The organism is Pseudomonas sp. GM78 (assembly GCF_000282475.1).
Classification (GTDB): Bacteria; Pseudomonadota; Gammaproteobacteria; order Pseudomonadales; family Pseudomonadaceae; genus Aquipseudomonas.
Window position 1 is genome coordinate 2,501 of record NZ_AKJF01000072.1, and the last position, 2,677, is coordinate 5,177.

Annotated in this window: 1 rRNA gene (only partly in view); it reads left to right on the forward strand. The window is 52.3% G+C overall.

Annotated elements, in window-relative coordinates:
* Positions 1-2,658: ribosomal RNA gene (locus PMI35_RS20455) — 23S ribosomal RNA — on the forward strand; it begins 236 nt to the left of the window's first position.
* The last annotated feature ends 19 nt before the right edge of the window (positions 2,659-2,677 follow it).

Sequence of the window (2,677 nt, forward strand, 5' to 3'; positions counted from 1 at the left end):
CCTTAGTAGTGGCGAGCGAACGGGGACTAGCCCTTAAGTGGCTTTGAGATTAGCGGAACGCTCTGGAAAGTGCGGCCATAGTGGGTGATAGCCCTGTACGCGAAAATCTCTTAGTCATGAAATCGAGTAGGACGGAGCACGAGAAACTTTGTCTGAATATGGGGGGACCATCCTCCAAGGCTAAATACTACTGACTGACCGATAGTGAACTAGTACCGTGAGGGAAAGGCGAAAAGAACCCCGGAGAGGGGAGTGAAATAGATCCTGAAACCGTATGCGTACAAGCAGTGGGAGCCTACTTTGTTAGGTGACTGCGTACCTTTTGTATAATGGGTCAGCGACTTATTTTCAGTGGCGAGCTTAACCGAATAGGGGAGGCGTAGCGAAAGCGAGTCTTAATAGGGCGTCTAGTCGCTGGGAATAGACCCGAAACCGGGCGATCTATCCATGGGCAGGTTGAAGGTTAGGTAACACTGACTGGAGGACCGAACCGACTACCGTTGAAAAGTTAGCGGATGACCTGTGGATCGGAGTGAAAGGCTAATCAAGCTCGGAGATAGCTGGTTCTCCTCGAAAGCTATTTAGGTAGCGCCTCATGTATCACTGTAGGGGGTAGAGCACTGTTTCGGCTAGGGGGTCATCCCGACTTACCAAACCGATGCAAACTCCGAATACCTACAAGTGCCGAGCATGGGAGACACACGGCGGGTGCTAACGTCCGTCGTGAAAAGGGAAACAACCCAGACCGTCAGCTAAGGTCCCAAAGTTATGGTTAAGTGGGAAACGATGTGGGAAGGCTTAGACAGCTAGGAGGTTGGCTTAGAAGCAGCCACCCTTTAAAGAAAGCGTAATAGCTCACTAGTCGAGTCGGCCTGCGCGGAAGATGTAACGGGGCTCAAACCATACACCGAAGCTACGGGTATCATCTTCGGATGATGCGGTAGAGGAGCGTTCTGTAAGCCTGTGAAGGTGAGTTGAGAAGCTTGCTGGAGGTATCAGAAGTGCGAATGCTGACATGAGTAACGACAATGGGTGTGAAAAACACCCACGCCGAAAGACCAAGGTTTCCTGCGCAACGTTAATCGACGCAGGGTTAGTCGGTCCCTAAGGCGAGGCTGAAAAGCGTAGTCGATGGAAAACAGGTTAATATTCCTGTACTTCTGGTTATTGCGATGGAGGGACGGAGAAGGCTAGGCCAGCTTGGCGTTGGTTGTCCAAGTTTAAGGTGGTAGGCTGGAATCTTAGGTAAATCCGGGATTCTAAGGCCGAGAGCTGATGACGAGTTACCCTTTGGGTGACGAAGTGGTTGATGCCATGCTTCCAAGAAAAGCTTCTAAGCTTCAGGTAACCAGGAACCGTACCCCAAACCGACACAGGTGGTTGGGTAGAGAATACCAAGGCGCTTGAGAGAACTCGGGTGAAGGAACTAGGCAAAATGGCACCGTAACTTCGGGAGAAGGTGCGCCGGTGAGGGTGAAGCACTTGCTGCGTAAGCCCACGCCGGTCGAAGATACCAGGCCGCTGCGACTGTTTATTAAAAACACAGCACTCTGCAAACACGAAAGTGGACGTATAGGGTGTGACGCCTGCCCGGTGCCGGAAGGTTAATTGATGGGGTTAGCTAACGCGAAGCTCTTGATCGAAGCCCCGGTAAACGGCGGCCGTAACTATAACGGTCCTAAGGTAGCGAAATTCCTTGTCGGGTAAGTTCCGACCTGCACGAATGGCGTAACGATGGCGGCGCTGTCTCCACCCGAGACTCAGTGAAATTGAAATCGCTGTGAAGATGCAGTGTATCCGCGGCTAGACGGAAAGACCCCGTGAACCTTTACTATAGCTTTGCACTGGACTTTGAATTTGCTTGTGTAGGATAGGTGGGAGGCTTTGAAGCGTGGACGCCAGTTCGCGTGGAGCCATCCTTGAAATACCACCCTGGCAACTTTGAGGTTCTAACTCAGGTCCGTTATCCGGATCGAGGACAGTGTATGGTGGGTAGTTTGACTGGGGCGGTCTCCTCCTAAAGAGTAACGGAGGAGTACGAAGGTGCGCTCAGACCGGTCGGAAATCGGTCGTAGAGTATAAAGGCAAAAGCGCGCTTGACTGCGAGACAGACACGTCGAGCAGGTACGAAAGTAGGTCTTAGTGATCCGGTGGTTCTGTATGGAAGGGCCATCGCTCAACGGATAAAAGGTACTCCGGGGATAACAGGCTGATACCGCCCAAGAGTTCATATCGACGGCGGTGTTTGGCACCTCGATGTCGGCTCATCACATCCTGGGGCTGAAGCCGGTCCCAAGGGTATGGCTGTTCGCCATTTAAAGTGGTACGCGAGCTGGGTTTAGAACGTCGTGAGACAGTTCGGTCCCTATCTGCCGTGGACGTTTGAGATTTGAGAGGGGCTGCTCCTAGTACGAGAGGACCGGAGTGGACGAACCTCTGGTGTTCCGGTTGTCACGCCAGTGGCATTGCCGGGTAGCTATGTTCGGAATAGATAACCGCTGAAAGCATCTAAGCGGGAAACTAGCCTCAAGATGAGATCTCACTGGGACCTTGAGTCCCCTGAAGGGCCGTCGAAGACTACGACGTTGATAGGTTGGGTGTGTAAGCGCTGTGAGGCGTTGAGCTAACCAATACTAATTGCCCGTGAGGCTTGACCATATAACACCCAAGCAATTTG